The sequence below is a fragment of the Nocardiopsis camelliae genome (assembly GCF_028993595.1).
In the GTDB taxonomy this organism is placed as follows: domain Bacteria; phylum Actinomycetota; class Actinomycetes; order Streptosporangiales; family Streptosporangiaceae; genus Nocardiopsis; species Nocardiopsis dassonvillei.
The window spans coordinates 4,215,851-4,239,477 of the sequence record NZ_CP118614.1 but is presented as its reverse complement, the minus strand read 5'-3'; the positions used below and the strand labels follow the sequence as shown (position 1 = coordinate 4,239,477).

The following is a 23,627-nucleotide window of genomic DNA, read 5'->3' as shown; positions in this document are numbered from 1 at the left end:
AGGCCTGCGTCGACCCTGTACCCATGGCGAGGATGGAGCGCCGAACCTTCGCGGCCACCGCCCTACCCGCGGTGCTCGCCGCGCATGATCCGCGCGGGCAGGTCCGAGACCAGGGTTCCGTACCCGGTCGCCGCCCACACGCTGCGCTCCGGTAGTACGGAGTAGTAGGGCAGCGGGCGTGCGCCGGTGGAGTCCAGGACCGGCTGCGGAGTGCGGTGCGCCCTGATGGCCTTGCGGCACTCGCGGCACGCCAGGACCCGCACCGAGTCGAACGAGGCCGGAGCCCGCCACCGGACCATGGCCTTGCCGCTGGTGTGGCGCGGGTCGAAGAAGCAGTGCGCCGGTCGGATCCCGCCGTCCAGCGCCGCGTCGCACATGTCCAGCAGGACCTGCACGCCCACCAGGTCGGACTTGTCGTCGGCGGAGTCGAACACCTTGGCCGCGGCGGTGTAGGCCTCCAGCGCCCGCCGGACCTCATCCGAGGAGTCCCCGCGCGCGGACACCCGTTGCCCGCAGCCGGTGAGGCGTTCGGCGATCCGGGCACGGTACTCGTCCTGCTGCGCCTGGCCGACGGTGGCGGGGACCACCTCGGTCAGCGGCACCACGCGGATCGGGCGGCGCCACCACCGGCTGATCCTGGACCAGAGCGCCACCGCGACCCCCGCCGCACCGGCGCCGCCCAGAACCAGCGTCCACCCGGAGGGGCCGGGGTCGTCCCGGAGGTTCCGGTAGGCCGCGGGGGCCTCGCCGCTCTCGACCAGGTCCACGAGCCGGTGCAGCCGCTCGGCGGTGGGGGCCTCCGCCCACTCGGGATCGCCGTTGACCACCGCCGCTGCCATCTGCGCCGTGTCCAGCCCGTCGACGAGGGTGTCGTCCATGCCGTACTGGCCTCCGTGCACCTCCTGCCCGTCCCAGCCGACGACGAAGAAGTACCCGGGGGCACCGGCGGCCCTCACCATCGCGGCCGGGTACTCCTCCAGGTTGCTCCTCTGGGTGACCATCACGATGTAGACCGGTACCTCCGCCTCCTCCAGACGCTCCCGCAGCGCTTCCTCAGCCAGTGCGTCCATGGCGGACCGGTGCCTGGGGCCGACGTGGAGGGGATCGTCCGACGAGACGGCGGCCTCGGCGTAGCGCCAGGCGCCGTCGGCGGAGGCGGGGGCGGGGGCCGCCGTGGCGGGGACGGCCAGCGCGGCGATGACGGCCAGCAGGGACAGGGCGAGCGCTCGCACCGCTCACACCTCCAGTTCTGTGCGGATACGCGCGAAGGCGTGGTCGGGAGCGGTGACGGCCTCGGCCCAGACGTCCTCGGCATGGCGGTAGTGCGTGGGCTCCCCGTCGATCGGCAGGGGCAGGGAGGGCCGGAAGGGGCCGAACCGCGGATCGAGTCGTCGCCGGGAGCAGCGCGAACAGAGCTGCCACCACGTCAGGCGCCTCCGGTGGTTGTACTCGCGGAGGCGGAAGCTCCCCGCACCGTGCAGCGGGTTGAACTGGCAGGGCTCCAGGAGCGGAAGGTCGGGATGCCGCACCAGTTGGACGCCGTTGCGGGCCACGACGACCGCGCAGACCACGGCCTGCGGCGGCAGGTCCGGGGACTGGGCGATGAGTCCGGCGGCGTCGTAGGCCTGCACTGCCCGGGCGCGTTCGGGGTGGTCGGCGGGGGCCGCCTCGATGAGCAGGCGAAGGCGGCGCAGTTCACGGCCCAGCACCGGGCGCAGCCACCAGCGCCACGGCCGGTTGGGCGCCCACCTCGCCCTGTACGGGGCCTCGGCGGCGGCCCGCAGCCGTGCGATTCGCGACCGGAATCGCGCCATCCGAGCACGGAGCGGCCGTAGCGGTTGGGGCGGCCAGCGCAGGGGCTGCCAGCTCGAGGGCCTGCTGAAGAGGACGCGCACGCCCACCAGCGCTAACCCGATGAGGGCGCCGGGAAACAGCGCCGCGAACCAGAACCGCTCGGCGTCGCCGCGCGGGCGCAGGACCGCCTCGTCCTCGTCGGCCGGGGCATCTCGAGTGAGCTCACTGGAGGCAGCGGGCCCGCGCGGAGCCTCCTCCAGTAGGTCCAGGACCTGGCGGGTGCGAGCACCGTAGCCGAGTCCGAGGTCCTCGGTGTCGACGTCGGGAACCCGCAGGGGGCTGTCGAAGGTCGCGAACGCCACCCGGTGGTCCCTGGTGACCGCCACGTACACCCCGTCCTGACCCGACACCTCGTGCAGGGCGTGCAGGAACAGCGTGGGCTGGCCCCCGGTCTCGTCCCCGGGGGCCGACGGGTAGACCACGACGCGCACCGACAGGTCCGCCAGCGGTCCTGAGGTCAGGCGCTCCTCCGTCTCCTCCAGGGAGCGCTCCGACCACTGGTCCCGAAGGTCGTGGTGGACGTACAGGGGGTTGTCCTCCAGTTCCCCGGCGATCCGCTCGACCCGGGAGCGGTCGGTGACGTCCGCGACGGACTCGACGGACGCGCCGGGTTCCGTCGCGAGCGCGGGAGAGGGGAGCGCGCACAGGACGAGAGCGGCCAGTACCCAGGTCAGGAGGGCGTATCGCGGACGCGTGCGGTTCATGTGAGGCCCTCCCCTCGGGACGAACGCACGTGCCGGTGCCACCGCAGGGCCGCGACGACCGCCGTGTAGGTCAAGGCGGCGCCCAGGGCGCCGCCGGCCCACGGCACCCACCGGTACTCACGCCAGAACAGCGTGGCCCTGGTTTCGGGGTCCCGCTCCTCACCCTCGTCGAGTGCGATGTCGGAACGGGAGAGAAACTCCTCCTCGGCCTGTTCCGCGAGCGTGTCCATGTCGGGGTGGTCGGACACGCGCAGCACGCGTTCGAGCCTGTCGGCGGGGCGCTCGGACCAGGCACCGGTGGTGATGGCGTACTCCACGGCGCTCAGGTGGAGACCCGCCTTCCCCAGGTTGGCGTAGCCGATGTGGAGGCTGTCCACGGAAAGGACGAGGAGGGGACGGCCGCTGTGCACGCTGATGGCGAAGGCCAGGTCATACGCGGCGAGGTGTTCGCCCCGGCCCGCCATGACCAGCACGTCGACGGTGACGCCGTACTCCTCCAGCAGGGCGCGCAGGTCCTCGGCGGTCTCGCGGCGGTCCAGCACACCGGCGAGTTCCTCCTCCACGAACACGCCGCCGTGCTCCTCCAGCATGCGGGCGTGGAACGCCCCGGCCTCGGCGGAGGAGGTGCCGTAGTCGGGGGAGGCGTGGGCCGGGGCGGGCATCCACGGCAGCGCGGCCAGGAAAGCGCAGAGGAACCCGACCAGGAGCAGGAGACGGGTGAGCGGCGGGGGAGGGCGCATCGATGACCTTCTGGGGGGCTTATGCAGTTTTTATCAGCCTATCGTCCCCCCTTCCGCGCGGAGGAAGCCCTACCGTTCACGGCGCACCCGCCCCTCGTCCCACACCGGCTCCGGCGCCTCGTACACGCCTCCGTCGGCGCCGAACACCACGAACCGGTCGAACCCGCGCGCGAACCAGCGGTCGTGCGTCACCGCCAGGATCGTGCCGTCGTAGGCCTCCAGCGCCGACTCCAGCGCCTCCGCCGACACCACGTCCAGGTTGTCCGTGGGCTCGTCCAGCAGCAGCATCGTCGCCCCCGACAGCTCCAGCAGCAGGATCTGGAACCGCGCCTGCTGGCCGCCCGAGAGCGTGTCGAAGGTCTGCTCCGCGGCCCGGGCCAACTCGTAGCGGTCCAGCGCACGCCCCGCCTCGTCGCGGGGCACGCCCCGGCGGGTGCCCTGCCCCCGGTGCAGGATGTCCAGCAGCGTGCGCCCCGCGAACTCGGGGTGCTCGTGGGTCTGCGCGAACCACCCCGGCAGCACCCGCGCGCCCAACCGGGCCGTGCCGCCGTGCTCCACCGGCGGCACCTCAGCCCTGCCCTCCTCCGACAGCACTGACTCCGGAAGCACCGACGACTGAGGATCACTGCCGCCCCCGGCCGCCAGCCGCAAAAAGTGCGACTTGCCCGACCCGTTGGAGCCCAGCACCGCCACCCGCTCGCCGTACCAGACCTCCAGGTCGAACGGGCGCATCAGCCCGGTCAGCTCCAGTCCCTCGCACACCAGCGCTCGCCTGCCCGTCCGGCCGCCGCGCAGCCGCATCCGCAGGTTCTGCTCCCGGGGCAGCTTCTGCGGCGGCCCCGCCTCCTCGAACCTGCGCAGCCGGGTCCGCGCCGACTGGTAGCGCGAGGCCATGTCGGAGTTGTAGGCGGCCTTCTGTTTGTAGACGGCCACCAGCGCCCTGAGCTTGGCGTGCTCCTCGTCCCAGCGCCGCCGCAGCTCGTCCAGCCGCGCGAACCGCTCCCTGCGTGCGTCGTGGTAGGTGTCGAACGCGCCCCCGTGCACCCACGCCGTGTTGCCCGCGGCGCCCAGTTCGACCGTGACGATCCGGTCCGGCACCCGGCTCAGCAGCTCCCGGTCGTGCGAGACGAACAGGACCGTCTTGGGGGTGGCCAGCAGCGCCTCCTCCAGCCAGCGCTTGCCCGGAACATCGAGGTAGTTGTCCGGTTCATCCAGCAGCAGCACCGGCGCCGGGCCCCGCAGCAGGGCCTCGACGACCAGGCGTTTCTGCTCCCCGCCCGACAGCGTGCGCACCTCGCGCCACCGGCAGCGCTCGTAGGGGACGCCCAGCGCCGCCGTGCAGCACTGGTCCCACACGACCTCGGCGTCGTAGCCGCCCGCGTCCCCGTAACGGGCGATGGCCGCGGCGTAGCGCATCTGCGTCCTCTCGCCGTCGTCGACCATCATGGCCGCCTCGGCCGCCTCCAGGTCCGCGTGCGCCTCGCGCACCGGAGCGGGGGAGACCGACACCAGCAGTTCGTGCACGGTGGTCTCGTCGCGCACGTGCCCGATGAACTGCGGCATCACGCCGAGTTCGCCGTCCAGGGTGACCGCGCCGCCCTGGGGGCGCTGCTCGCCGCGCACGATCCGCAGCAGGGTGCTCTTGCCCGCGCCGTTGGCCCCGACCAGCGCCGTCTTGGACCCCTCGCCGACGCGGAAGGACACCGAGTCCAACAGGACCCTGCCGTCGGGCAGGGTATGGCCGACCTGGTTGACGTCGATGTAGCCCAAGACCGCTCTCCACAGGGGTTTCGCCGTAGGCGCCCGGTCACCGCCGCGAGCGCCCCGGCAGGTTTCCACGGCGCGGCGCGCGCCCGCAACCGGTTTTCCCGGGTGCGGGCGGCGGAGTCGGGCAGCGGACGGCCCAGGTCAGAGGGGCGCGCTCAGCCCGCGGCGGCGCCGAACCACCTCGGCAGCCGGTCGAGCAGCTCCCGCTGGTCGCCGCCGGCCCACACCACGTGGCCGTCCGGCCGCAGCAGCACGGCGGGCGTGCCCAGCTCCCCGCTCGCCCCGCCGGCATCGACGACGTGGTCCACCCGGTCCGCCCAGCCCGCCACCGAGAGCCGACCGGTCCGGTCGAGCAGCAGCCCGCGCCCGCCGTGCGTCAGCTCGTAGAGGCGCCCCCGCGTCAGGGGGATGTCGCGCATCCGCCTGCCGAGCAGCGCGTGCCCCCCGCCGAAGTCGTAGCGGACGTCCGTCGCGGTGATAAGCCCGGTCACGTACCGGTTCACCTCCTCGAAGTCCATCAGCGTGGAGAGCAGCTCGCGCAGCGCGACCGCGCCCGGCTCGGCGCCCAGCAACACCATCTGCGCGCGGGTGTTGTCCAGCACGGCGGCGGCCACCGGGTGCCGTTCGGCGTGGTAGCTGTCCAGTAACCCCTCCGGCGCCCAGCCCGCGACCTCGGCTGCCAGCTTCCAGCCGAGGTTGAACGCGTCCTGGACACCGAGGTTGAGCCCCTGGCCGCCGGTCGGCGGGTGCACGTGCGCCGCGTCCCCGGCCAGCAGCACCCGGCCGACCCGGTAGCGCTCGGCCAGCCGGGTGGCGTCGCCGAACCGGGACAGCCAGCGCGGCGAGTGCACACCGAAGTCGGTGCCCGCGTGGGCCCGCAGCTGCCGCCTGAACTCCTCCAGGGTCGGCGCGCTCGTGCGGTCCTCGGCCACCCCGTCGGCGGGCACGACGACGCGGTACGCCCCGCTTCCGTCCGCGAGGGGTCCGGCGCCGAACCGCAGCTGGGTCCCGCGGACCCGCGCGACGACGGCGGCGATCTCCTCCGGATCCTCGGTCACCTCCATCTCTCCCAGCAGCGTCTCGACCCTGGCGGGGTCGCCGGGGAAGCCGACCCCCAGCAACCGGCGCACCGCGCTGCGGGCCCCGTCGCAGCCGACGAGGTAGCGCGAGCGCAGGCGCGTGCCGTCCGCCAGTTCGGCGCTGACCCCGTCCCCGTCCTGGCTCAGCCCGACCAGCTCGACACCGCGTCGCACGTCGGCGCCCAGTTCGAGGGCGCGCTCGTTGAGCAGCCGCTCGGTGACCGGCTGCTCGACGGCCAGGCCGTACCCGTGGGCCGTGTCCAGCCCGTCGGGCCACGGCTTGGTGATGCCGCCGAAGATGCCGCCGACCCGGAACTTCTCCCCGACGGCGAGGAACCGCTCCAGCAGACCGCGCTGGTCCATCACCTCCACGCTGCGCGTGTGCAGCCCCAGGGCGCGGGTCTGCCGGGTCGGCTCGGTGAGCCTATCCAGCACCACCACGCGCACGCCGTGCAGCCGCAACTCACCGGCCAGCATCAGGCCGGTCGGCCCGCCGCCGACCACGGTCACGTCAATCATGGATTCCCCGTTCAACGAGATCTCTCTCCGCCGACCGTTCCGCGTATTCCGGCGGGCTGCGCGTCCGCGCCCCCGCACCGGGCGTCCGCGAGCACATCACCTTTCCCACCAGCGGTTCGGCACCGGTGCGTGATCCGTGCTCCGACAACGGCACACGCTTTTCGCGCGGCCCCGGTTTCTGCGGATTCCGGCTTGGAAGGGCAATTGTCCGGCACGATCCGGGTCTTGCCGCAAGCCCCGGGGTGCGCTATAGATTGGAAATGGCAGGAGGCGTTTTTTCTCTTCCCGTCACTTTCTGTTATTGAAAGACCACCCTTTTGTGAGTCGCTTCGGGCCGAGCCCCGGCCCGGGGTCCTGGTCGCGCAGCCCCGATCCGGCGGCGGGCGTGTGTCGCAACCTCCCGGCGAACCCGAACGGTAGTTGTATGGGTGCCCTGAGTGAACGGTGAGTGGTGTCCGGGGCCCGCCTTGTCCCGCCGGTCCGGCCGGGGGCGGGCCCCGCCGGTGCGCGCGGGTCGGCGCCCGACACCACCGAACGGGGGAGACGCATGCAGATCGGGTACAAACTGGCGGCCGAGGCCTTCGGCCCGGAGGAACTCGTCCGCCAGGCGGAGCTGGCCGAGCGCGCCGGGTTCGACTTCGTGGAGATCAGCGACCACTACCACCCCTGGCTGGACAACCAGGGCCACTCGCCCTTCGCCTGGACCGTGCTCGGCGCCATCGCGACCAGGACCGAGCGGATCGGCCTGGCCACCGGGGTGACCTGCCCGACCGTGCGCTACCACCCGGCGATCATCGCCCAGGCCGCCGCGACCCTGGCCCTGCTCTCGAAGGGCCGCTTCGTCCTCGGCGTCGGCTCCGGGGAGCGGCTCAACGAACACGTCGTCGGCCAGGAGTTCCCCGACGCGGTCCAGGTGCGCCACCACATGCTGCGCGAGGCCCTGGAGATCATCCGCCTCCTGTGGGGCGGCGGCTACCAGTCCTACGAGGGCGAGTACCTGCGGCTGGAGGACGCCCGGGTGTTCGACCTGCCCGAGGAGGCGCCGCTGATCGCCGTCGCCGCCAGCGGCGGGCAGTCGGCCAAGCTCGCCGCCGAACTCGGCGACGGGCTGTTCGCCACCGAGCCCAAGTCCGCGATCGTGCGGGACTACCGCGACGCCGGGGGAGCGGGCCCCCGCTACGCCGAGGTGCCCATGGCCTGGGCCGAGGACGAGCACACCGCCGCACGGGCGGCCCTGGAGACCTCCCGCTGGGCCCTGACCGGCTGGAAGGTCATGAGCGAGCTGCCCAACCCGGTCAACTTCGCGGCCGCCACCACCACGGTCCGGGAGGAGGACGTGCTGGGGCACTTCGCCTGCGGACCCGACCCCGAACGCTACGTCGAGGCCGTCCGCAAGTACGTCGACGCGGGCTTCGACCGCCTGGTCATGCAGAACGCCGGGCCGGACCCCGACGGGTTCGTCGACTTCTACCGGCGCGAACTGGACGGACCCCTGCGCGCCCTCGCCACCTGACCGGTCCGCTCGGCCCACCTGACCGGTTCGCCCTACCGGCCCGTCCGCGCCGCCCGACCGGTCGGCCGGAACGGGCCGGGGGCACTCACGCCGGGGGCGGTTCGGGCGCGCCCGAACCGCCCATCCACCGCGCCAGCCGCTCCCGGTCCACCAGGGTCATGTAATCCCCGCCCTCACGGACGGCGGCCTCGGTGAAGCCGTTCGAGGCCACGAACACCCCCCGGTACCCCTCGTAACCGGTGGCGAGGACACCGAGGAAGGCGCGGACCTCGTTCGGGGGCACCGGACTGTTCCACCGCTTGCACTGCACCACCACGGCCTGCCCGTCCGGCGCCCGGCCCAGCACGTCCACCCCTCCGTCGTCGGCCCCGCCGACCACCGTCACGGCGGTGTAGCCGTGCGTGCGCATCAGCCCAGCGACGTGCTCCTCGAACTCCACACCGGTCATCCGGTCGACCTCCGACAGGTCGACGCGCGCGACCGCCCGCTTCTCCCGGGCCAGGCGCAGCCGCATGCGGCACCACCACACCAGGGCCGCCGCGCCAAGCGCCGCCACGACCCACAGCAGAGGCCGGGCCGAACTCTGCACGACCCACGCCCCGAGCATCAACGCCACGACCAGACCGAGGAAGAGGCCGTACCGGTGGCGCCACACGAACCGCCACTCCCGGGGACCGGTCCGGCCCTCGCCGGGGTACGTCCTGTCGGGGTACGTCCTGTCTTCGGCCGCTTCGTCCGGGGAGATGTCGGTCATGGACTGCCCCTTCCCCGTCCGGGCGGTTCGTCACCCGCCCCGACGCCGGTGCCCTGTGGGGAACGCCACGGCGCGGAGCCGTTTCCGGTCCGGGACCCGCCCTGACCACCACTCGCCCGGGACACGGGGCTCCGGAGCGGGAGCCGAATGCATGGGGGAGGGCCGCACCCAGTACTGGGTGCGACCCTCCCCCCGCGTGTCTACACCGGTCGTACGAGACCGTCGCAGGACTCGTACCCGTCCGGCGGGTCACTCCCCTCCACCTTCGGCGTGTCCACGTACAGGTCGGACACCCACCGGCCGTCGTGGAGCAGGTTCCACACGGTCGACTCCCGCGGATATCCGGCGGGGAACTCCTCGTTCCGGGGATCCTTCACGGGGTAGCCGTTGCGGATCTGGCAGACGACATTCACGTGCACGTGGTCGAACAGGTTCTGCTGGTCGCTCGCCGGGTAGGTGACATGGGGGCCGCAGCGCGCCTTCACCCCAAGCCCTTCGGTGTAGACGACGGTCGCTGACCGCAGTTCCAGTGGATCCGGGCCCAAGGGGACCGGCGCGTCGCAGGCGGACTGCTCCGTGTTCGCCGCCACGGCCTCGTCGGTGTCCGCCGTCGCCTCGTCCTCGACCGGTAGGGGAAATACCCCGGAGAAGACCAGGACCAAGGCGACGATGATCGCCACGATGGCCACCATCGCCACTGCTCCGAGAATCACGCCGCCGGAGTTCTTGCCGTTGTTGTTGTGGGAGTTGGTGGTGTTGTGTGAGTTGTTGTTGGTGCTTACGGCGCTGTTTCTGTGGTTGTTCACGTGGCTGTCCGATCGCGTGTCCTCGGGTGCACCCGAATCGTTTTCGGGTTCCCCTTCCGGCGGAGAAGGTCGTTCGGCCTTCTGGAAGAAAGTGCCGTACGTACCGAGGGCTGCGAGAACCAGACCGAAGAACCCACTCACCAGGTTGGCGAACTCGGGTCCGCTGAACACCAGGGAAGAGAAGGCCGTGCCCAGGAGCACTACCAGCCCCAGAGTCCCCAGAGTGAGGGAGAGGGGAGAGAAGACGAAGCGTCTTTGCATCGCTGCTCCGGGTTGTGAGCTGTGGTGGTTGGGGAAATCCTGCCACAACATCAATGCCGGAGTGAACACTGGGGGCGGTTGTAGCGATTCAATAAGCTGTTTGTTTGCGAATGGAATTCTTTTTTCATGCTTGTGGTGCGTGAAAAAAACTTCTCAGGAAGGTGTCAAAAGATTGTATGTGTCTTTTGTGGTTAGATGACCGATATATCCGCTTGGTTGGCCGCGCGCCCGGGCATGGTCCGGCCCTGCCTCAAGCAGGGCCGGGGAAGGGTTCCGCTTCCGTGCGCGCCCTTCCGGCCGCGCCTTCCAACGGTCTTGGTGGGGTCTGAGGTGCGGCGCGCCGCTCCCCGGCCGGAAGCCGCCCGGGACACGGGGACTACCATGGCCGCGCGGCGGCCGACCCTCGCGGCGGCGACCGCCCGGGGAGCGGTGTCCCGCCGCCCCGGGGTACCCACGGGAAGTAGTCCTTCGATGTCAGTTCTCACGCGCGTCGCCGACCTCGTCGGCAGGTGGTTCGCCCTGCTGGTCCTCGCCGGAGGGATCGTAGGCCTGGCCGCCCCCGGGCAGGCCGCCCTCCTCGCCCCCTACATCTCCCTGCTGCTAGGGGTGATCATGTTCGGGATGGGGCTCACCATGCGCCCCGTGGACTTCGCGATCGTGGCCAGACATCCCAAGGCCGTCGTCCTCGGCGTCCTGGCCCAGTACACGGTCATGCCGCTCCTGGGCTGGGGGATCGCCCAGGCCCTCGGTCTGCCGCCGCTGCTCGTGGTGGGCATGGTCCTGGTCGGATCCGCCCCCGGCGGCACCGCCTCCAACGTCATCGTCTACCTCGCCCGCGGCGACGTGGCCCTGTCGGTGGCGATGACCTCGATCTCCACCCTGCTCGCCCCGCTGCTGACCCCGCTCCTGGTCCTGGCCCTGGCCGGTTCCACCCTGCCCGTCGCCGCCGGCGACCTGTTCGTCTCCATCCTCCAGGTCGTCCTGGTCCCGGTCCTGGCCGGACTGCTGCTGCGCATGGCCGCGCGTCGGTTCGTGGAGAGGATCCTGCCCGTCCTGCCGCTGGTGTCCGTCCTCGGCATCGTCGTCGTGGTCGCCGCGGTGGTGGGAGCCAACGCCGGCGCCGTGCTCTCCTCCGGCCTCCTGGTCGCCCTGGCCGTGGTGCTGCACAACTCCCTGGGCCTGGGCCTCGGCTATCTGGTCGGCGTGGTCACCAAGCTGCCCGAGGCCGCCCGCCGCGCGGTCAGCGTCGAGGTGGGGATGCAGAACTCCGGTCTGGCCGCGGCCCTGGCGACCGCCCACTTCGCGCCGCTCGCCGCCCTGCCCGGCGCCCTGTTCTCGGTCTGGCACAACATCTCCGGCGCGCTCGTGGCCACCTACTGGGCCCGCCGCCCGCCCGCGGAGGCCCCGGCCGAGTCCGCGCCGGCCGGGAGCGGCACGGAGGGCCCGTCCGGGGCGTGACCCCGCACCCCGTCCGCTCCCGCTCCGCCTGTTTCCGCCCCGGCCCGAGGACGCCGCCTCGCGCCGGGGCCGCCATCCCGGTGGACGGGGCGCCGCCAGCCCCCGGCCGGGGCCCCTTCCCGCCCGTACCGTTCTCCTCGCCGCCCGGGCCCTTGCCGCTCGCACCCGCTCCAGCCGTCCGCTCCGGGCGCGGGCACGCTGGGGGAAACGGCCACGCTGCGGGACGCGGCGGGCGGCGCCCGGGTTCGTTCCCGGAACGCGTGTCCCCACCTCACCGACCGAACCGGTTACCCGGGCACAACACGGTTCACACGTGCAGTCCCTGGCCTGAACCGGACACCTCTCTTCACGTGATCATCACACCACGCAAGGCGACGGATGCCAGGCTGGTGCCCATGCCCGAGCGACACCGTCGGTTCCTGCTCCCCTGCTCCGGACTCCTCGCGCTCGCCCTCACCGCCGCGCTGGGAAACCCCCACGTCCTCCTCGCGCCGTGCGCCCCTCCCGCGCACACCACGCCCGTCACCGCACCCGCCGCGGAGGCCGACCCGCGCCGCAAGGCCCTCCGCGACCGTGTGCGCGGCCGCTGCCCACACCCCCGCAGGCCCGAACGCGGGATCATCCCGCACCCCCGCTGCTCCTACGACTGACGCACGCGCCCCTTTCTCAGGGGCCTCACGGTTCCGGGGGCGCGCTCCGGCGCAACCACGCCCTCCTCAGGAGCGCGGTGCCCAGGCCCAACGCGGCCTGGGCGAACACCAGACCGAATCCGAGGCAGAAGAGGTTGACGAGGACGAACCCGAGGATCGACGTGGTGACACCGCTCCCGAACCCCGCGTCCGCGTAGGCGCGGTCCGGCTCCGTGGTCACCATCCAGGACGGCTCGCCGGGGACGAGGCGGGCCGCCTCCAGACGGCCGGGCTCACAAGGCCCCGACAGGTACAGGTGGACACCGGTCCGCACGGCACCGTCGTCCGCGGAACGGAAGACACCCAGGCACAGCGAGCCCCCATCCGAGAGGGGCACCGACTCGGTGACCTCAAGGACGCCCTCCTGCCCGGTCCAGCCGTAGGCGGCTCCCAGAGCCCGCAGCTCATGACCCGAGAACCGCACCGACACCGGGATCAACGCGCAGGCCAGCGCCGCGCTGGCCAGGAACACGACGAACGCCTTCCCCGGTGACAGAAGTCCGATGTCTCCCGACCAAGCCCTCCGCCAGCCCATGCGCCCCTCCCCGCCGCCTCCGCTCCGCCGGGACACGGCCACCCCTTCGGACGCGCGGGGCGGGCAGCGGGTTCGCCCGCGCCGCAGGGCTTCTCCGCCCGCGCCGCACGGCCCGACGCCGCCCCGCCCCGCGCCGGACCGGATCCGGCGCCGGGCCTCAGGCGCCCTCCGTCAGGACACGGCGCAGGACGGCGGCGAAGGCGTCGGGGTCACCCTTCATGCCGAACTCGCCGCCGAGGAAACCGCCGTGGTGGCTGGGGAAGGTGACGACCGCCGTTCCGAGCCGTTCGGCCACGGCCTCGGCCGCCCGGTTGCACAGCTCACCCCCGCTCTCGGCCCCGGCGCCGACGACGATGCGCGTCGACGCCGCGCGCAGCCGGTCGACGTCGTGCTGGAAGTGGGTGCACGGGATGAGCTGCCCGAGCATCGGGTCGTCGCGGGAACCGTCGTCCTCGGCGGGCAGTCCGAAATCGGCGGGGTTCGGAGCGGGCCGGTCGGTGAAGTCGCCCGGAATCGGCCCCTTGTGGTTGATGAGCGCGAGGAACTTCGCCATCGCGGGTCCCAGGCCGTCGCGTTCGTACGTTCGGCGGATGTCCACGCTCGCGGCCAGCGCCTGTTCCCGGTCCGGCAGCACCTGGACGGCGGGCGGTTCGTGCGCTACGAGAGTGCGTACCTGCTCCGGATACCGGGCCACCAGGGCCAGGGCGTTGACGGCGCCGCCGCTGCTGGCGAAGAGGTCCACCGGCCCGGCGCCGAGGGCCGAGACCAGCCGGTGCAGGTCGTCCGCGTGCTCCTCGGGTGTGCCCCCGGCTCCGCCGTCGGCGCGCTCGCTGCGCCCGACCCCGCGGGGATCGTAGGTCACGACCGTGCGGTCGGTGAAGTGCCGGGCCAGGGTGGTGAACCCGCTGGCGTCCATCGGAGAGCCGATCAGCAGCAGGACGGGCGATCCGGCTGACGAGCCGCTCCGAACGTCGTAGCGCAGAACGGCGCCCGGCACGTCCAGGGTGTGCGTCTTCGTCTCTGTCATCAGGTGTCCTCTCCGAGAACGCTGTCGTCTCCTGCCCATAGTGACCGTCCGGAGTGACAGAACCCATCGGCCCGGGTTCAGGTGCGGATGAGATGTGCAGAGAACGTCATCCGTGTCCGTTACGTTCTTCGTGCACATCCCCCGAACACGAGGAACGCCCCCATGCCGACCACCCCCACCCCGCTCGAAGTCGTCTACTGCGAGGGCTGGGACCCCGCCACCACCGCGCCGGTCGGCCTCCTGGACACGGCGACGGCACGCGCCCGGGACGGGGCCGGTGAACAGTACGCCGTCCTGGTCCGCACCCCCGACGCGGCACCGCTCGTCCTCCTGGAGATCTCCTGGGCCGACCGGCACTGCGGGATCTGGCTGTTCGACGCCGAGGGCCGCTGCCACGCCCACCACCGCTACACCCGCGCGGAGGGAGACGGAGAACTCCTCCTCTCGCACGGCTTCCAGTGGAACCAGCCCCCACGGGGAGCGATGCCGGACCGGCGCGACGGCTGGACCGTCAAGGTCGAGACGCTCAACCGCGAGCGCGGCCTCTACCGGTACCAGACGCAGCACGGCGGCGGCCTGATGTCGGTCAACCGCGCCCCGGACCCGGAACTGGCCCGCGTGGTCACGCTGCCCGCCCCGCCGTTCGGGGACTGGGTCGCCCTCCTACGGGCGCACCCCGTCCTCGCCGAGGAGGAACTCCGGCTCAGCGAGGCCGCGGTGGAACCGGGCGGCGCTCCCGTGGCGGCCCCCTGGACACCGCCGCGTCCCCTCGCACCCCGGCGCGTCGACGACCTCTTCCGTCCCGGAAACCGGTTCACGAGCTCCTGGTACCCCGGGACGGGAACGGTGGCCGTCCGCGACATCGGCACCGTGAACCTGCCCACCGGGCGCGTTATGGTCTACGACCCCGGCTCCCTGTCCTTCGCCAAGGACACCGAGGCCTTCACCGTGCCCCTCCCGCCGGGGGAGCACCCGACGCGCCTGTCCCTGCTCCACCTGGGGGAGGACGGCGACGAGGAGACCACGTGCGTCATGGCCCTGCGCGTGGACGTCCGGAGCCTCGAAGCATTCCCGGTCGCCTCCTGGGAGATGGCCCTGCGTCCGGGTCAGGACCCGCACGACCTGGACGAGGACCACTTCTACGGCGTCGGCGTGGACGGTGGGCAGATCGGTATCACCGACGCGGCCTGCCTGCCCTACTTCACCGGCCTCTTCGACGACTTCCGAGCCTACGAGCGCATCTTCCACGGGCTGCACGAGGAGGAACTCCAGGCGATCAGGGACAGGGAGCGGCTGTGGCAGGAGACCGCGCGTGCGCTGATCGCCCGGCCTGAGTTCCGCCCCGCCGTGCGCGACGCCTTCATGGAGGCGATCGGCCTGTCTCCCGACGATGAGCGCTATGACCAGTACCGGAGTAACCACAATCTGCTCCGGCTGGCCCACGCGGTGGCCAACAGCACCGACCCCGACCTCGCGGCGCTCGACGACCCCGTCCAGCAGGCGCGGGACACCAGCCCGTGGTCCCGGCGGCTCCCCGACCCGAAGACCGGAGGCGACCTGACCGTCGTCCCGAGCGGCTGGGGAGACGGCAGCTATCCGGTCTGGATCGGCCGCACCGAGGACGGCCGAGTCCGCTCCCTGGTGGTCGACATGCTCGTCCTGGAGAGCGCCGAGCCGGTCACGGACGGGGAACCCACCACGCCGTGAGCTCCGTCAGTACCGAGGAGGAGGTGCCCCGACACGGGCGCGCCCCGCCCGCTACGGTCTCCCGCGACCTCACCGGGGCCGACGGTCCGCGCACGGGCACCGACCGGGTGCGCCGGACGGAACCTCCCGTCCGGCGCACCCGTCGTCTCCACGCGGTGCCGACCGGCTCAGACCGCGTCGAGGAAGCGGTACCCGAACTGCTCCAGCCGGGCCCGGGCCCGGGTCAGCTCCTCATCGGTGAACAGCAGCGAGAACTCCGGGCGCAGCACCAGCGCCTCCACCGTCAGGTCCAGGCGCCCCCGCTCCCACAGATTCGCGAACCCGTCCGAGACCGCCGGGGCGTTGAGCAGCTTGCGCGCGGTGCCCAGCGGGCCCAGTTCCGAGAGCATGCCCAGGAAGAAGGCCGCGGTGTAGTCGGCCTCGGTCTTGGCCCGTTCGTAGACCGACAGCATCGCCCGGCCGAAGTCGGCGGTCACCGGGTCGGAAGCGGGAACCTCCTCCACCGGTTCCTCATCGCTCTCCCCAGCCGCGTCCTGTCCGAGCCGGTCCACGAAGCCCAACAGCGCCTCCGCCGACGTGAACACCTCGTAGCCGAGCTCCTGCAACCTCGGCAGGTCGGCCTGGTCGGGGTCCAGCTCCAGTACCGCGGGTTTGCCGACCCCGTGCTGGAGACCGTCCGGCCAGAACGCCTCCGCCTCGGCGATCACCCTGCCCCGCTCGGGGTCGCTGATCACCGCGTCCAGCTCCGGCTCCGCGAACCCCAGGCGCCGCAGCTCGTCCACCATCTCCTGCACCTGAACCGACCGCGCGTCGTCGGGTTCGGCGCTGAGCACCGTCATGGGCCGCAGCGGACCCGCGTCCGGCCCGGCCGTCGCCGTGCCCGAGGCCAGCCCCGCCAGGAAGTCCTGAGCCGCCCCGGCCAACAGCTCCCGCCGCGCCGCCAGGAAGTCGGAGTAGTTCTCCACCTTCCACAGGTCCGGGTCCATCGGGATCCACTGCGAGGCCAACGCTCCGGGGTGGCGCTCCTCCACCTCGGGGAAGTACTCCTCCGGAGTGCGCGCGGAGATCTCCAGGTTCGTGTCCTGCGTCAGGAAGCAGAAGTTGGCGATGGCGTTGACCTGCCGGTTGTCGTAGCGGGCCTCCCGCAGCACCTTCTTGGGGAATACGTGGTGCACCTGGAGGGAGGACAGCTTGCCCAGCATCTCCGCCTTCAGCTCCAGGCCGCTGCCGAAGTCACGGGCGCCGTGCACGCGGGTGAGCATGTACAGCAGGGGATAGAACCGCGATCCCCGGGTTGCGCCCTCGAAGTCGTGCGGGCGCACGTCCAGGTTCCCGCCGCGCCACCGGGACATGCGCTGCAACAGGCCCTCCACGCCCGACTCGTTCACCGCGTCGTAGTCGAGTTGGAGGAAGGTCTCCGTCGAACCGGCGTAGCGGCCCCACAGAGCGCTGTGCACGTACCAGTAGAGCACCTTGTCGCGGTGCGCCGCGTCACTGAACCTGCCGCCGTTGAGCTCCAGCAGCCGAGAGACCACCGGTGCCGCGTACCGGCCCATGAGCACCCGGTCGTGGTCCAGCCCGAGCCGCCCCGACACCGCGTCCAGGAAGGTGCCCACGTGGTCGACCGAGCTCTTCAGCGCCGTGGCGAACCGGTCGGGCTCCACGTTCTCCAGCGAGGTGAACAGCGCGCGTCCGGTGGCCACCGCCGTGGCGTTGCGCAGCAGCCAGTCCATGCTGAAGGAGAACCCCGCCTCCTCCCAGTCCGTGATGCTCTGGCGCATGGTCGCGCGGATACCGGGCTGTACCGCGCACCTCCGGGCCAGTGCCAGGTCGCCCTTGGACAGCTTGGTGCCGCCCGAGTTCACGCGGTTGAAGATCTCCACCACGTCGTCGATCGTCTGGTTGGCGTCGGTGATGCTCTCGTAGTGGAAGTCCCGGTCCACGATCTGGCTCAACGCGTTGAGTCGGGGAAGGTACCGGTTGGCCTTCTCCGGATCACTGGTGAAGCGCGTCAGATAGGGCACCAGGCCCTGCTGGAACAGCCCGGTGACGTCCACCCACAGCGGATCGTTCTTCATCTTGTTCGGCATGTAGAACTCGAACGCCTGGCTCTCCAGGTTGAAGTACAGGTCCGTGAACGCCTGCGTGTTGCCCTGGAAGAACGCCGGCGCCTTGCCCCTGGTCACGCCGTACAGGGTGGTCATCCGCTGCTGGCCGTCCAACAGCAGCAGGTGGGCCCCGGCGCCGTTCACCACACCCTGCACCGCCTCCTCGGCGTTGGTGGTCTCCCACATCAGCAGGCTGCCCACCGGATGGCCGAGGTAGACCGAGCGCATCAGCCCGCGTACCTGGTCGCGGTTCCACACGTAGCCGCGCTGGAACTCCGGAAGCAGGATCGTCCCGTTGTCGATCTGGTCGAGGAGCGTGGACAGTTTCGCCATGGAGGGTCGTCTTTCTCGTCTCTGGGGTCTGGGGAACGGGAATCAGGGGGTGAGGAGTGCCTCGACGAAGGGGCTGGGCGTCCCGTGCCAGCTCACGTGCAGCTGCTCCCTGGCACGCGTGCACGCCACGAACAGCAGACTGCGCTCGCGGAGCAGGTCGCGGGCGTGCGCCCCGGGGTCCTCCTCCGCGGGTGTCACGTGCTTGATGAGCGGAAGCTGGTCGCCGCCCACGCCCACCACCGACAGGCAGCGGAACTCCAGCCCCTTCATCCGGTGCATGGTGCCCACGGCGACCGCGTCACCCGCCTTGCTGTTCTTGGACAGCGCGCGTGCCGTGACACCGGCCTCGGCCAGGGCCGCCACGGCCTGCTCCACGCTTCGGTTGGAGCGGGCGGCCACCCCGATCTCCGAGGGCAGGACCCCTGCCTCGGTCCAGGAGCGCACGGCCTCCACCACGTGCTGGAGCTCCCGCTCCCACGTCGCGAAGCCGGAGAGGACGGGGTCGGCGCCGCGCATCTCCGAACGGCAACCGGCCACCGAGTCCAGACCGCCGTCCATGTCGTCCACGGCCTGCCCGTGCATCAATCCCAGGCTCCAGCCGAGGATCTGGGCCGTGGTGCGGTAGTTGACGCGCAGTTTCGATGACCGTCCACGTACGTTGACGCCGACCTCGGCGAGGCTGACCTGCGGGCCGTAGATGCGCTGGTGGGTGTCGCCGGCGATGAACAGGTCGTCGGACCCCTCCGCCGCCGAGGCGCGCAGCAGGCGCCACTGCCCCGGGTAGAGGTCCTGGGCCTCGTCCACCACCACGTGGTCGAAGGGCTTGTCCACGCGCTGTTCCAGCAGCCGAGCCGCCTCCTCGACGACCGTCTCGTAGGTCCACAGGCCCTGGGCGGCCAACTGCTCCCGGAAGGCCTGTACCGCCTGCCACACCTGGGCCTTCTTCGCCGCCGAGAGCCCGCGGCCCCGCCCGGTGCGCTTGGCCGCCAGGTACTCCGAGGCCGTCTCCACCCGGCGGGCCAGCACCACCTGCCGCCACTCCTCGGCCAGGAAGGCGGGCGGCAGGTCCAGACCCAGACCGTCGAGCACCTGTTCCCACAACCGCCGCTCCCGCTGTGGACTCAGCAGTTCGGGCAGGCCGTGCTCTTCCCGGAAGACACGGTTGGCCAGACGGTCCACGTGCTCCACCCGCACCCGCTCCAGCACGGTCGGTGCGTCTCCCGTACCGTCGGTCTCCGCGAGCAGCCGCAGGGAGCCCTCCAGCGAGTCGGCCAGAGTGGAGGTGAAGGTGGTCAGCAGCACCCGGCCCCCGCCGCGGGCCAGCCGGTGCGCCCGGTGCAGGGCCACCACGGTCTTGCCCGTGCCCGGGCCGCCGCTGACCCTGGCCGGTCCGCGGTGCGAGGCCTCCACCACAGCCCGCTGCGCCGGGTGCAGGTAGATCCGCCACAGGTCGAACGGGTGCTCCAGGGCGGCCATCAGCTCGTCCGGGCCCTCGACCAGGAGCACCCGGTCGGAGCTGCGCCGGACCGCCGCGTCCAGGTCGTCGGGGTCGATCTCCTCGGAGATCGCCGAGCCCAGCTCCGCCCACACCTCCTCGGGGGACATCCCCGCCGCCAGGCCGTACAGCACGTCCCACTGCACCGGCGGAAGCAGGCCCCGGGCGGCGTCGAGCTGGAAGGGGGCCGTGAGCACGCGCGCCAGGGGCAGGGTGTGCTCGTCGATGCCCAGGCGGCGCAGGTCGGCGTCCCCGACGTGGTCGAAGAGGCGCTCGGGCACGGACGCGGCCATGCGCTTCATGTGCGGGATGCTGGCGTCGAGCGCCGCCACGTCGCGGATCTCGATGCCGCCCGTGGCCATGTTCACCGACGCCTTGCGGCGCTTGGCCCAGTCATAGGCCTCGTCATGGCCGAGGACGCGCAGAAGGGTGTAGGTGTCGCCCTTCTCCGGTGCCAGCACCACCCCGCGCCAGAACTGGTCGATGCGGATGGTGCGGAAACGGTCGTCGCGGGCTCCGGTGATCTTCTCCAGGTGCAGACCCGCGTGGGTGGCGTTCTCGAACTTGCCGAACACCTCCCCCACGCGTTCGCGGACCGGCTTCTCGAGTCCGGCGAACTCCTGCAGGAAGTCCCGGTGGAGGGCGAGTCGTGCCACTGCTGCTTTCCTAGCATCGTCAGGGGGTGTGGTCGGGGAGGGTCACGAGCCCGCCTTCGAGGATGCTGGAGACCTCGCGGGCACACACATCCGACACACCCGGCCCGCAGCGGGCGGTGGCGTCGCGGTGGAACGGTGCACGGGGGCGGCACATCCTCGGGACGGGCGGAGGGGCTGGGGCTGTGCGCTTCCTACGCTAGTTTCCCCCGTATCGGAAGACGCGTGGGCACGAGTTCCGGTTGTCCAGTCGTTACACGGATCGGCAGGTCCCACCGAATCGGAGAGCTGTTGTCACGGCTGACCGAAGACGCGTCCCAACGCGGTGCCGTACATCCGGTGTGGACTGGGCAGCGACGGCGGGTGCAGGACTCCGGGCAGCGGTTCGAGGCCGGTGACGAAGCCGATCAGGCGCCCGTACACCTCGGTGGCGTCGCGCGGACGGTCCTCCGGCTTCTTCTCCAGCAGCGCCGTGACGACGTCGCAGACCTCCTGCGGTACGTCCGGACGTAGCGATCGCACGTCGCGGGGCGTTTCGTTGACCTGCTTGGACGCCAGACCGAAGGAGGTGGAGGCGGAGAAGAGCCGCTGTCCGGTGAGCATCTCGTACAGCACGCACCCCAACGCGTACAGGTCGCTGTGCGCCGTGCTCTCCCCGTCCAGCAGCTGCTCGGGAGCCATGTACGCGGGCGTGCCGGGGGTGTGCCCGGTCCGGGTGATCTGCGACATGTCGGGACGCCCCAGCGCCACGGCCAGCCCGAAGTCGAGCACCTTGACGCCGCCGTCGGGCTCCAGGATCAGGTTGGCGGGCTTGAGGTCGCGGTGCACCAGGCGGGCCCGGTGGGCGACGCTGAGCACCGAGCACACCTGCGCGGCCACGCACGCCGCCCAGCCCACGGAGAGCCGTTCCTGCTCGGCCACCAGGTCGTGCACGCCGATGCCGTGGACGCGCTGCATCACCAGGTAGGGCAGTCCGTCCTCGGTGCCGGTGTCGAACACCGCGGGCACCCCCGGGTGCTGGAGTCCGGCGGTGATGCGCGCCTCCCGGCGGAAGCGGCGCACCATGTCGGCATCCTCGACGCCGTCGGGGAAGTGGAGGAACTTGACCGCGACCTCTCGCTCCAGGCGGGTGTCATGGCCCACCCAGACCTGGCCCATTCCGCCGCGTGCGAGCGGTGCCGGACCCAGCCTGTAGCGCCCGTCCAGGAGGCGTTCCGCGCCGGTCATACTTCCAAGCTCTCCCGCCCGCCGGGGTTTTCGCCCGACGCTACCGCACTCCGCTCCAGGGCGGCGATCCGGAGGCAGAGGCGGGAGACGGTCGGCGCTCAGCCCTCGGGTGGTGAGCAGATCCTCCAGGAAACCCAGGGTGTTTGTGCCGCTCCCCTCTGCGCCAGGAACTGTTGGAGGTTGTGTGTGCCGAAGGGAAGCGGCCGTGGTCCGCACCGGAATGGTGCGGGCCCGGTCCGGCACCGACCGGGCAGACGTGTCCTGAACCCGGCGTCCGCCGACGGTGCGCGGTCGGATTGTTGCGGGCGCGGGGCGTGGGTCAGCTGTGCGGAGAGGCCGCCTCGCTGGCGCTCGTGCCGTCCGGCACGGTTGTCTCGGGTTTCAACGCTCCGCTGGTCAGCCCTTCCCGGGCGAGTTCGGCGGCCTTGGCGGCGAGCGCGGCGAATTCCCTGGCCCGTTGCTCGAACCCGGCCACGGCCCGGAACGCCGCGCCGTAGCGGCGCTGGTCCCCCACGCCCATCTTGGGCACCCGCGCGGCACGTGCGTCGGTGCGGAAGGTTCCGCTGGAGCTGGTGGAGCGGCGGTTGTTGGACGGGCTGCGCAGGAACCCGTTGAGGAAGTCGGTGTCCACCTGCTCACTGGACGACCTCAGGGTGTCCCCGTCCACCTCCGCCATCCCCGCGTCGAGAAGGTCGGAGACCCGCACCCGGGCGTCGATCGGTTCCGCGGATCCGGCGTCGAGTGCGGGCAGGACGTCACGCATCTCCTCGGCCAGGCGCTCCAGTGCGGCTCGGGTCCGCGCGAAGGCCTCGGGCAGTTCGCTGAGATCGGGGCCCACGTGCCGCGCCGGGTTCAGGTTGACCTCCTCGTCGAGCAGGTCGATCAGGGAGATCTCGGCACCCGTCTCCTCCGTCAGCTCCCACGGACCGTCCGGGGCCGTCGAGGTCAGGTCCCACATCCGCACCGAGGATGCGTTGTCCGACCCCTTCAGGGGGCGGCGCAACAGCCACAGATGGACGGGCTGGGAATGCGTGGCAGCCAGCCCCGCGGGCAGGGCCACGACATCGGTGAGCAGGCCCCTGCGCACGAGTTCGGCGCGGATGCGCCTGCCGGTGCGCCGGTAGGCGCAGGAGGTGGAGAGCACCACCGCGGTCTGTCCCCCGGGCGCGGTGTGGGCGTAGGCGTGCTGGAGCCAGGCCAGTTCGCCCTCGGCCCTGGGCGGCAGGGCCAGTTCCCAACGGGGGTCCATCAGCAGTTCCTCGCGCCCCCAGTCGGCCGTGGCGGGCGGTGGGTCGCACACCACCAGTTCGGCCTGGTGATCGGGCCACCGGTCCGAGCGCAGGGAGTCGCCGACGCGCACCTCGGCCTGTTTCCCCCGTTCCAGGGCCGCCCGTGCGTGTGACAGGCGCGCCGCGTCCGGATCCGCGTCCTGGCCTGTGCGTCCGGCGTCCGGAGCTCCCACCGCCAGCAGCAGTGCGCCGGTGCCGCAGGCGGGGTCGAAGACGGTGGCGGCCTCGCACGAGGTCAGGGAGGAGACCGCGCGTACCAGCCTGGCGGTGGAGGCGAAGGGGGTCCCCGACCTCTCCCCGGAGTCGAGGAACCGTGCCGCCAGGGCCGCGCTGACCTGGCCGGGCGAGGTCTCGCCCGACAGCGCGTCCGCCAGTTCCCTCGCGGTCGCGCTGAGCGCTCCCGGCCGCCCGTCCCGTAGGTACTCGGCGGTGTCGGCGAGGCCCTGGAGCATCCTTCCGGGGTAGTCGCCGCGCAGGGCGCGCCACAGCCGCACCTCCGGGGACTCCTCGGCCACCTTGTTCTGGCGTTCGAGCCAGCCGCGGACCCCGGCCAGTTCGAACAGGGGACTGGAGGCGGTGCCGCCGCTGGGGGCGGGGAAGTCCTCGTGGCGCCGCCGCCAGTTGGAGACGGCGGCCCGGGTCACACCGGCCAGGCGCGCGATGTCGGCGGCGGTGACCTGCTGTTCCTCTGCGGGGGCCTGCTCGCGGGAATCCATGTGGTCACAGTACACGGGGCGGTACACAGGCCCCGGGTAGGGGTTGTTGGCCCCGTTAACGGTGTTCGGTGTCCGCCGGTGCGCGCCGTGGGCGTTTGGGTGCGGAGTGCGTTTTCCGCTGCCTGGCCAGCCGTGTTCGCGGCCGCGGGCCTCGGTGGTCAGGGAGGCTGACGCCACGGGACCAAGGGCACGTGTGGGAGTGCCTGTGGCAGGGAAGGAGCGTCGGTCCTGTCCGTAACGGGCCTTCGATGTCATCCGTTTTCCTGGACGGGGCGTCCTTCTCTCAGGGAGGCTGTAGAAGCCCTCGGCTGTGTGTCTCCCCCCTGGCCGCCGTGCCGTCCGGTGCCGTTGTCTGTCGTGGGCGGGGTTGCCGATTGTCCACGCGTGATTGTA

The 23,627-nt window shown here is 71.9% G+C and carries 17 protein-coding genes; 4 read left to right on the top strand and 13 right to left on the bottom strand.

What is annotated here, in order from left to right:
- Positions 1 to 62 precede the first annotated feature (62 nt).
- The 5 genes from PV789_RS18470 to rox all read right to left on the bottom strand — a co-directional run bounded on the left by PV789_RS18470 (position 63) and on the right by rox (position 6,663).
- On the bottom strand, positions 63 to 1,232 hold the full coding sequence (locus PV789_RS18470; protein ID WP_274973815.1) for a hypothetical protein: 1,170 nt from the start codon (positions 1,230 to 1,232) through the stop codon (positions 63 to 65).
- A gap of 3 nt (positions 1,233 to 1,235) precedes the next feature.
- Complete coding sequence (locus PV789_RS18465) at positions 1,236 to 2,558, bottom strand: hypothetical protein (protein WP_274973814.1); 1,323 nt, start codon at positions 2,556 to 2,558, stop codon at positions 1,236 to 1,238.
- The gene (locus tag PV789_RS18460) at positions 2,555 to 3,298 is read right to left on the bottom strand and encodes a hypothetical protein (protein WP_274973813.1); all 744 of its coding nucleotides are present in this window, start codon (positions 3,296 to 3,298) and stop codon (positions 2,555 to 2,557) included. The genes PV789_RS18465 and PV789_RS18460 overlap by 4 nt, the downstream gene beginning before the upstream one ends.
- Positions 3,299 to 3,367: 69 nt before the next feature.
- Positions 3,368 to 5,068: an ATP-binding cassette domain-containing protein gene (locus PV789_RS18455; protein WP_274973812.1), complete on the bottom strand. Its 1,701-nt coding sequence runs from the start codon at positions 5,066 to 5,068 to the stop codon at positions 3,368 to 3,370.
- A 152-nt stretch (positions 5,069 to 5,220) separates the two neighbouring features.
- On the bottom strand, positions 5,221 to 6,663 hold the full coding sequence (rox, locus tag PV789_RS18450; RefSeq protein WP_274973811.1) for a rifampin monooxygenase: 1,443 nt from the start codon (positions 6,661 to 6,663) through the stop codon (positions 5,221 to 5,223).
- A gap of 547 nt (positions 6,664 to 7,210) precedes the next feature.
- On the opposite strand from rox, the gene PV789_RS18445 reads away from it, so the two are divergent.
- A complete protein-coding gene (locus PV789_RS18445; protein ID WP_274973810.1) occupies positions 7,211 to 8,176 on the top strand; it encodes a TIGR03557 family F420-dependent LLM class oxidoreductase in 966 nt (321 codons plus the stop codon).
- A gap of 85 nt (positions 8,177 to 8,261) precedes the next feature.
- On the opposite strand, the gene PV789_RS18440 is transcribed toward PV789_RS18445, so the two are convergent.
- Both PV789_RS18440 and PV789_RS18435 read right to left on the bottom strand, forming a co-directional pair.
- Positions 8,262 to 8,930, bottom strand: coding sequence for a restriction endonuclease (locus tag PV789_RS18440; protein ID WP_274973809.1), 669 nt, complete (start codon positions 8,928 to 8,930; stop codon positions 8,262 to 8,264).
- A 200-nt stretch (positions 8,931 to 9,130) separates the two neighbouring features.
- Positions 9,131 to 9,997 (bottom strand): hypothetical protein, encoded by an 867-nt coding sequence (locus PV789_RS18435; protein ID WP_274973808.1) that lies wholly within the window; start codon positions 9,995 to 9,997, stop codon positions 9,131 to 9,133.
- Between the two features lie 471 nt (positions 9,998 to 10,468).
- On the opposite strand from PV789_RS18435, the gene PV789_RS18430 reads away from it, so the two are divergent.
- Entirely contained in the window at positions 10,469 to 11,455 is a 987-nt protein-coding gene (locus PV789_RS18430; RefSeq protein WP_274973807.1) for a bile acid:sodium symporter family protein, read from the top strand.
- Positions 11,456 to 11,850: 395 nt separating this feature from the next.
- Entirely contained in the window at positions 11,851 to 12,105 is a 255-nt protein-coding gene (locus PV789_RS18425; protein WP_274973806.1) for a hypothetical protein, read from the top strand.
- 25 nt (positions 12,106 to 12,130) lie between these two features.
- On the opposite strand, the gene PV789_RS18420 is transcribed toward PV789_RS18425, so the two are convergent.
- The gene (locus PV789_RS18420; RefSeq protein ID WP_274973805.1) at positions 12,131 to 12,616 is read right to left on the bottom strand and encodes a hypothetical protein; all 486 of its coding nucleotides are present in this window, start codon (positions 12,614 to 12,616) and stop codon (positions 12,131 to 12,133) included.
- Between the two features lie 220 nt (positions 12,617 to 12,836).
- Positions 12,837 to 13,706 carry an alpha/beta hydrolase gene (locus PV789_RS18415; protein ID WP_274973804.1) on the bottom strand — a complete coding sequence of 290 codons (870 nt, stop codon included), beginning with the start codon at positions 13,704 to 13,706 and terminating at the stop codon, positions 12,837 to 12,839.
- 162 nt (positions 13,707 to 13,868) lie between these two features.
- Here PV789_RS18415 and PV789_RS18410 point away from each other — a divergent pair, with 162 nt between their 5' ends.
- On the top strand, positions 13,869 to 15,413 hold the full coding sequence (locus tag PV789_RS18410; protein ID WP_274973803.1) for a DUF4241 domain-containing protein: 1,545 nt from the start codon (positions 13,869 to 13,871) through the stop codon (positions 15,411 to 15,413).
- A 167-nt stretch (positions 15,414 to 15,580) separates the two neighbouring features.
- Here the strand turns inward: PV789_RS18410 and PV789_RS18405 are convergent, their stop codons facing one another.
- From PV789_RS18405 to PV789_RS18390, 4 genes are all read right to left on the bottom strand, one after another.
- Positions 15,581 to 17,854 carry a GmrSD restriction endonuclease domain-containing protein gene (locus PV789_RS18405; RefSeq protein WP_274973802.1) on the bottom strand — a complete coding sequence of 758 codons (2,274 nt, stop codon included), beginning with the start codon at positions 17,852 to 17,854 and terminating at the stop codon, positions 15,581 to 15,583.
- A 42-nt stretch (positions 17,855 to 17,896) separates the two neighbouring features.
- Positions 17,897 to 20,005 carry a UvrD-helicase domain-containing protein gene (locus PV789_RS18400; protein ID WP_274973801.1) on the bottom strand — a complete coding sequence of 703 codons (2,109 nt, stop codon included), beginning with the start codon at positions 20,003 to 20,005 and terminating at the stop codon, positions 17,897 to 17,899.
- A 291-nt stretch (positions 20,006 to 20,296) separates the two neighbouring features.
- Positions 20,297 to 21,229: a serine/threonine-protein kinase gene (locus PV789_RS18395; protein WP_274973800.1), complete on the bottom strand. Its 933-nt coding sequence runs from the start codon at positions 21,227 to 21,229 to the stop codon at positions 20,297 to 20,299.
- A gap of 319 nt (positions 21,230 to 21,548) precedes the next feature.
- Entirely contained in the window at positions 21,549 to 23,234 is a 1,686-nt protein-coding gene (locus tag PV789_RS18390) for an N-6 DNA methylase (protein ID WP_274973799.1), read from the bottom strand.
- Positions 23,235 to 23,627: the final 393 nt, after the last annotated feature.